Here is a 7,016-nt window from a genome sequence, read left to right on the forward strand (position 1 = left end):
CATCCCCATGACGACATCCGCCACGGCGAACACGGCCCCGCGCGCCGAAGACCGGCCCGCATCCTCGACCAGTCCGCGGCGTGTCGCTGCCGCGAGCCTGGTCGGCACCACGCTGGAGTTCTACGACCACTTCGTGTTCGGCACGGCGGCGGCGCTGGTGTTTCCGAAGCTGTTCTTCCCGCAGACCGACCCCTTCGTCGCGACCATCCTGTCGCTGCTGTCGTACGGCATCGCCTTCGTCGCGCGGCCTGTGGGGGCCGCGATCTTCGGCTCGCTGGGCGACAAGCTCGGGCGGCGCTTCGTGCTGGTCTCGACCTTGCTCGTCATGGGCCTGTCGACCTTCCTGATCGGGCTGCTGCCGACCTACGAGCACGTCGGGCTGCTCGCGCCGCTGCTGCTGGCGGTGCTGCGCTTCGCCCAAGGGCTCGCGCTGGGCGGCGAATGGGGCGGGGCGGCGCTGATGGTCAACGAGTTCGACGCCAGTGGGCGCCGCCGCGGCTTCTACGGCAGCCTGGTGCAGGTCGCGAGCCCGATCGGCGTGCTGATCGCCAATGCGATGTTCGGCTTCATGAACACGGTCACGACCGACGCGCAGTTCATGGACTGGGGCTGGCGCGTGCCCTTCCTCGCGAGCATCCTCCTGGTGGGCATCGGCTACTTCATCCGCCGCACGATAGAGGAATCCCCGGTCTTCAAGAGCCTCGAGAAGAGCGACCACAAGGCCGAGGCGCCGCTGGCCGAGACGCTGCGCAAGCACTGGCGCCAGGTGCTGCTGGCGATCGGGGTGCGGGCCGGCGAGGGCGTCATCTGGTATGTGTTCTCGCTGCTGCTGCTGATCTACGTGCCGAACCGGCTCGGCCTGCCGCGGCAGGTGGCCTTGAACGCCGTGCTGTGGGGCGCGGCGGTCGGCGTGGTCGCGATCCCGCTGTTCGGCGCGCTGTCCGACCGCTTCGGCCGCAAGCCGATGCTGCTGCTCGGCGTGGGCGCCTCGATCGTCTGGTCGTTCGCGTACTTTCCGCTGCTGGAGACGCGCAATCCCTCGCTGGTGGTGCTCGCCTCGGTGATCGGCATGGTCTGCCAGGCCTCGCTGTGGGCGCCGCTCGCGGCTTTCATCCCCGACATGTTCGAGTCCAGGGTGCGGTGCACGGGTGCATCGCTGGGCTTCCAGCTCGCGGGCGTCTTCGGCGGCGCGCTCGCACCCAGCATCTGCGTCTGGCTGCTCGACCGCTTCGACAGCCCGTTGTCGATCTCGATCTACTGCACCCTCGGCCTGCTGCTGATCGGGGTCTGCGTGGCGAAGGCGAAGGTGCAGCGATGAGCGAGGCGGTGCGCGACTTCATCGGCTACGGGCGCGCGCGTCCCGACTTCGAATGGCCGGGCGGGCGCCGCGTCGCGCTCAGCGTGGTCGTCAACTACGAGGAGGGCGCGGAGAACTGCGTGCTCGAGGGCGATACCTTTTCGGAGGTGCTCAACAGCGACGTGTCGGGCGCGACGGCGCGCGCCGGGCGCCGCAACCTGGTGGTGGAGTCGCACTACGAGTACGGCAGCCGGGCCGGCCATTGGCGCATCCTCGATCTGCTCGCCGAATGCCGGGTGCCGGCCACCTACTTCGCGGTGTCGGGCGCGCTCGAGAAGCATCCCGAGGCCGCGCGATCGATCGTCGAGGCGGGGCACGAAGTGGTCTCGCACGGCGCGCGATGGATCGACTACGACGAGGTGCCCGAGGCGACCGAGCGCGCGCACATGGTTCGTTCGCTCGACGTGCTCGAGCGCCTGTGCGGCGAACGCCCGGTCGGTTGGTACACCGGCCGCGTCAGCCCGCGCACGCGCGCGCTCGCGGTCGAGCAGGGACTGCAGTACGACTCGGATGCGTACAACGACGACCTGCCGTACTGGACGCGCGTCGACGGCAAGCCGCATCTGGTGCTGCCCTACAGCTTCGACTGCAACGACATGCGCTTCGCCTCGGCGCCGGGCTTCGACACGCCCGACGACTTCACCGACCACCTGCGGCGCACGCTCGCCTGCCTGCGGCGCGAGGGCCGCCGGCAGGCGTCGATGATGTCGATCGGCCTGCACCTGCGCCTGGCCGGGCGGCCCGGGCGCGCCGAAGCGCTGCGCGAGTTCCTGCTCGCGGCCTCCGAATTCCCCGATGTCTGGTTCTGCCGACGGCGCGACATCGCGCAGTTCTGGCGCCACCGCTTTCCGGCCACGCCATGACGGCGAAGACGCTGTTCCTCAATCCGAACTCGAGCCGCGAGATCACGGCCACGCTGCGGCGCCACATCGCGCGCGGCGGCTGGCCGTCCGGATGCTGGGCCGCCGCCGAGGTCGAGGCGGCGCCACGGATCATCGGCTCCGCCGCCGACAACGCGCGGGCCGAGGGGGCGCTGGCGCGCGCGCTGCCGGGCCTGAGCGAGGGCTTCGACCGGGTGGTGGCGATGTCGTCGGTCGACACGGGTTACGAGATCGTGCGCGAGCGCTTCGGCGACGCGGCCCATGGTTTCACGCGCAGCGTGCTGGCGCTGCACCGCAAGCGCGGTCACCGGCTCGACATCGTGACCTTCGATCGCGGCATGACGGCGCTCTACCAGGCCGCCTTCGAGGCGACCGGCCATGCGGGCACGATCGACGGCTGGCAGGTGATCGATCTCGCGCCGGCCGTCATCGCGGCGCAGCCGGAGATCGCGCTGGATGCGCTGCGCGAACGCTGCGAGGGCTTCGGTGGGCGGCAGCCGGTTTTCGTGGTTGGCGTGGTCGGTATCGGGCTTGCCGCGGGGCTGCGCGATGCGGGCATGCGGCAGGTGATCGATCCGGTGGCGGACCTGCTCGACTGGCTCGGCGAGGGCTGAAGCGCCGACGGCCCGCTCAGTCCCAGCGCGCGAGAACCCGCGCAGCCGCCGTCGCCTCGCGCGCCGCCGGCCCCTGCACCCGCGACGGCGTGCGCGAGAAACGCGGCGCCGGTGCCGGCTGCCGCACGCCTTCCACATCGACGAAGGCCTCGCGCGCACTTTGGTGCGGATGCACGGGTGCCTCGCTCAGCGCAAGCACGGGCGCGACGCAGGCATCGCTGCCGTCGAACAGCGCGGTCCACTCGTCGCGGCCGCGGGTGCGGAACAGCCGCTCGAACTCTGCGCGCAGCGCGGGCCAGCGCGCGCGGTCGTGCTGCGCATCGCGCAGCGCGGGGTCGACGCCCAGGCGCTCGCACAGCTCGGCGAAGAACTGCGGCTCGATCGGCCCGATGCAGACATGGCGGCCGTCGCCGGTGGCGTAGCTGCCGTAGTAGGGCGCGCCGCCGTCGAGCGCGTTGGTGCCGCGTTCCTCGCGGAAGGTGCCGCGCATCGCACTGGTGGCGAACAGGCTCATCAGCGAGTTCACGCCGTCGACGATGGCCGCGTCGACCACCTGGCCGCGCCCCGAGCGCCGGCGTTCGAGCAGTGCGGCCAGGATGCCGACGACGAGGTAGAGACTGCCGCCGCCGTAGTCGCCCACCAGGTTCAGCGGCGGCACCGGCGCGCCGCCGGCCGGGCCGATGGCATGCAGCGCGCCGGTCAGCGCGATGTAGTTGATGTCGTGGCCCGCGGCCTGCGCGAGCGGGCCGTGCTGGCCCCAGCCGGTCATGCGGCCGTAGACCAGCCGCGGATTGCCCCGCAGCGCCTCGTCGGGGCCCAGACCCAGGCGCTCCATCACGCCGGGCCGGAAGCCCTCGACCAGCACGTCGGCGCGTGCCAGCAGGCCCATCACCTCCTCGCGCGAGCCGGGGTCCTTGAGGTCGGCCAGCACCACGGTGCGGCCGCGGCCCGTGATGTCGTTGCGGTCGCCGAGGCGGCGCGCGGGGCGGTCGATGGTGATCACGTCGGCGCCCATGTCCGACAGCAGCATGCAGGCGAAGGGCGCGGGCCCGAGGCCGGCGAACTCGATCACGCGCAGGCCGGCGAGCGGGCCGCTGGCCGCGCGGGGAGTGGAGGAGGGATTCATCGTGGTGAGGAAGCTGGGTTGGGGTTGCGTCGTGCCGCATGCCGCGCGATGCGCCAGCCGAACACGATCGCGGGCCCGAGCGTGATGCCCGGGCCCGGATAGGCGCCGCGCATGATCGAGGCCATGTCGTTGCCGCAGGCGTAGAGGCCCGCGATGGGTTGCCCGTCCGTGTCGAGCACGGCGCCGTCGGCATCGGTGGCCAGACCCGCGCTCGATGCGGCTTCGCCGGGCCAGACCGCCAGCGCGCAGAACGGCGGCTGCGCGATCGAGCCGAGGCAGGGGTTCGGTGCACGCGCCGCATCGCCGTTGAAGCGGCCGAGCTCGGTGCTGCCCTTGCCGAAGTCCGGGTCCTCGCCGGCTTCGGCATGGCGGTTGTGGCGCGCGATGGTGGCTGCCAGCGTGCGCGCATCGATGCCCAGCCGCGCGGCCAGTGCGTCGATGTCGTGCGCGAGCACGAGATAGCCCGATGCCTCGTTCCGCCGCAGCGCGCTCGCGCGCGTGCCGGGCGGGATCGTGCCGAGGCCGTAGGCGCGCACGAAGGCCGCGTCGCAGACCAGCCAGGCCGGTGGCGTCGATGCGCCGGGGCGCATGCGCGCGAGCAGGGCCTCGACGAAGTGGTGGTACGAGGCGCTCTCGTCGACGAAGCGGCGCCCTTCGGCATCGACCGCGATCAGCCCGGGCTTGGCGCGGTCGAGGTACAGGTGCGGAAAGAGCCCGGGTTCGCCACCGGGGCGCGGTGCCAGCGAGACGGGCTGCCAGAAGAAGTCGCCCCGATGGCGTTCGAGCCGGGCCCCGGCACGCAGCGCGGCATCGAGGCCCTCGCCGCGGTTGCCTTCGAAGGACTGCGGCCGCAACGTGCGCGGCGACACGCTGGCCGGCGCCAGCTGGGCGCGCAACGCCGCATGATGGCCGACACCGCCGGTGGCGAGCACCACGCCTAGGCGGCTCGCGATGCGCCGCGTCGATCCCTCGTGTTCGAACACGCCACCCGTGACGCGGCCCGCCGAGATATCGAGTTGCCGCAGCCGCATGCCGAAGCGCACCGCCACGCCGGCCTGGCGCAGGCTGAAGTACAGCCGCGCGACGAGCGCATTGCCCAGCACCAGGCGCGTGCCGCGCGCATGCGTGAGCCGGTCGCGCGCATGGCGCAGCACCAGCCGCGCGGCATGGCGGAAGTTCGCGATGCTGCGCCAGCGGTAGGCCAGGGCCTGCACGTCGGCCTTGTTGGCCATCATGCCGCCGAGCACCATGAACTCGGGCATCGGCGCGCGGATGCGTTCGAACTCGCGGCCCAGCCGCCGCCCGTCGAAGGGCAGCGGCGAGAGCGCGCGTCCCGCCACGGCTGCGCCGGGTAGCGCGAGGTAGTCGGGATGGCGGCCGGCCGAGGCGAAGCGCAGTTCCGAACGGGCCTCGAGGAAGGCGATCGCCTCGGGAGCGCTCGCGAGATAGGCGGCGCGCAGCCCGCGCGGATCGTCCTCGCCGAGGATCGCGTCGAGATAACGCGCGGCCTCGGCGGCCGAGTCGGCGAAGCCCGCGGCCGCGCCCTGCACATTGCCGGGCACCCACAGCGTGCCGGCCGAGGTGGCGGTGGTGCCGCCGACCTGTTCACCGGCCTCGCACAGCACCACGTCGAGGCCCATGAGCGCGCCCGCGAGCGCGGCACTCATGCCGCCCGCGCCGGCGCCGACCACGAGCAGGTCGCAGGTGTCGGCCTCCTGATCGCCGGTGCGCACGGGCTCAGGCACGCCGCCACTGCAGCAGCGCGTACGGCGGCTGCGCATCCGGATGGTGTTCGAACACGCCCTCGACCTCGGCGCCGATCTCCATCGCCTGCATCGGATCGCCGAGCAGGTTGCCGACCATGCGCACATTGCCGGCCCCGGGCAGTTCGACCAGCACCACGAGGTAGGCGCCATGGTCCTTGAGCGCCGCATGCGCCGGATGCCAGACGCGCTCCCAGCTGAAGATGCGGCCGCGCGGCGCGACCTCCACCCATGCGGGATCGAAGGCATGGCAGCGGTGGCAGATCCACTCGGGGCCGAACTGCCAGGTGCCGCAGTGCGTGCAGCGCTGCACGCGCAGGACGCCCTCGCGCAGGCCTTGCCAATAGGGTTCCGACAATCCGTCGGGCTCCGACACGGGGACCGGCAGGCCCGCGGGCAGGTAGCGCTTCTCGTCGTTCGCGTCGTTCGTGTCGTTCACAGCACGTTCTCCGATCCCAGCAGCAGGTCGCTCGCGGGCGTGACCATGGGGCCGCCGATCACCAGCGCCACGTCGCTGCGCGCCGCCTGGCTGGTCGAGCTGCCGCGCACCTGGCGCACCGCCTCGAGCACCAGCTCGAAGCCATGCATGTAGCACTCGGCGAGATTGCCGCCGCTGGTGTTGAGCGGCAGCCGGCCCGTGGGGGCGATGAGGTTCTCGAGCGTGAGGAAATCGTTGGCCTCGCCGGGTTCGAAGAAGCCGTGCTCGGCCAGCGCCATCGCCACGCCGCCGGTGAAGTTCTCGTAGCTCTGCACCACCCCCACGTCGGCCGGCGCGATGCCGGCCATGGCATAGAGGTCGGGCGCCACGGTGTCGAAGCCCGCGCTCGCATAGCGCGGGGCGTTGTGCGGATGGGCACCGGCGCGAAAGCCCGAGCCCGAGGCCGCGCCGAGCAGGTAGGCGGGCTTGTGCGCGAAATCCTTCGCGCGCTCGGCCGCCACCAGCACGATCGCGGCGGCGCCGTCGTTCTCCATGCAGCAGTCGTACAGATGGAAGGGCTCGGCGATCCAGCGCGAGGCGTCGTACTTCGCGGCATCGAGCGGCTTGCCGTGCATCACGGCGCGTGGGTTGGCCTGCGCATGGTGGTAGGAGGCGAGCGCGATGGCGCGCAGCGCCTCCTGCCGCACGCCGTGCTCGTGCATGAAGCGGCGCACGCGCATCGCGAAGCGCTGCGGCGGAGAGAGCACGCCGTGGGGCATGAGGTAGGCCTTCTCGCCGGAGATGGTGTCGATGCCGCCGACCTGGCCGAAGCGCCCGTGCTGGCCCTGCGCGAGCGC

Annotated in this window: 7 protein-coding genes; 3 read left to right on the top strand and 4 right to left on the bottom strand. The window is 72.2% G+C overall.

The features are described from left to right. Positions 1 to 7 precede the first annotated feature (7 nt). The 3 genes from AC27VN_RS03460 to AC27VN_RS03470 are packed head-to-tail and all read left to right on the top strand — an operon-like array spanning position 8 to position 2,852. Positions 8 to 1,318 carry an MFS transporter gene (locus AC27VN_RS03460; RefSeq protein WP_490875637.1) on the top strand — a complete coding sequence of 437 codons (1,311 nt, stop codon included), beginning with the start codon at positions 8 to 10 and terminating at the stop codon, positions 1,316 to 1,318. After that, entirely contained in the window at positions 1,315 to 2,220 is a 906-nt protein-coding gene (locus AC27VN_RS03465) for a polysaccharide deacetylase family protein (protein WP_490875638.1), read from the top strand. The genes AC27VN_RS03460 and AC27VN_RS03465 overlap by 4 nt, the downstream gene beginning before the upstream one ends. Continuing rightward, the gene (locus AC27VN_RS03470; protein ID WP_490875639.1) at positions 2,217 to 2,852 is read left to right on the top strand and encodes an aspartate/glutamate racemase family protein; all 636 of its coding nucleotides are present in this window, start codon (positions 2,217 to 2,219) and stop codon (positions 2,850 to 2,852) included. Before AC27VN_RS03465 ends, AC27VN_RS03470 begins: the two co-directional genes overlap by 4 nt. Before the next feature lie 16 nt (positions 2,853 to 2,868). On the opposite strand, the gene AC27VN_RS03475 is transcribed toward AC27VN_RS03470, so the two are convergent. From AC27VN_RS03475 to AC27VN_RS03490, 4 genes are all read right to left on the bottom strand, one after another. After that, positions 2,869 to 3,978, bottom strand: coding sequence for a CaiB/BaiF CoA transferase family protein (locus tag AC27VN_RS03475; RefSeq protein ID WP_490875640.1), 1,110 nt, complete (start codon positions 3,976 to 3,978; stop codon positions 2,869 to 2,871). Continuing rightward, on the bottom strand, positions 3,975 to 5,723 hold the full coding sequence (locus tag AC27VN_RS03480; protein WP_490875641.1) for an FAD-dependent oxidoreductase: 1,749 nt from the start codon (positions 5,721 to 5,723) through the stop codon (positions 3,975 to 3,977). The genes AC27VN_RS03475 and AC27VN_RS03480 overlap by 4 nt, the downstream gene beginning before the upstream one ends. Then, positions 5,716 to 6,180, bottom strand: a complete 465-nt coding sequence (locus tag AC27VN_RS03485; protein ID WP_490875642.1) for a Zn-ribbon domain-containing OB-fold protein — start codon at positions 6,178 to 6,180, stop codon at positions 5,716 to 5,718. Before AC27VN_RS03485 ends, AC27VN_RS03480 begins: the two co-directional genes overlap by 8 nt. Continuing rightward, the coding region (locus AC27VN_RS03490) for a thiolase C-terminal domain-containing protein (protein WP_490875643.1) at positions 6,177 to 7,016 on the bottom strand (840 nt) is incomplete at its 5' end. The genes AC27VN_RS03490 and AC27VN_RS03485, both read right to left, overlap by 4 nt.

The sequence above is a fragment of the Variovorax sp. 20P10.2.4 genome (assembly GCF_058244205.1).

What these genes read in the sequence shown, in the direction of transcription:
- AC27VN_RS03470 (WP_490875639.1), top strand. Translation starts at nt 2,217, where the DNA reads ATGACGGCGAAGACGCTGTTCCTCAATCCGAACTCGAGCCGCGAGATC.
- AC27VN_RS03475 (WP_490875640.1), bottom strand. Translation starts at nt 3,978, where the DNA reads ATGAATCCCTCCTCCACTCCCCGCGCGGCCAGCGGCCCGCTCGCCGGC.
- AC27VN_RS03465 (WP_490875638.1), top strand. Translation starts at nt 1,315, where the DNA reads ATGAGCGAGGCGGTGCGCGACTTCATCGGCTACGGGCGCGCGCGTCCC.
- AC27VN_RS03460 (WP_490875637.1), top strand. Translation starts at nt 8, where the DNA reads ATGACGACATCCGCCACGGCGAACACGGCCCCGCGCGCCGAAGACCGG.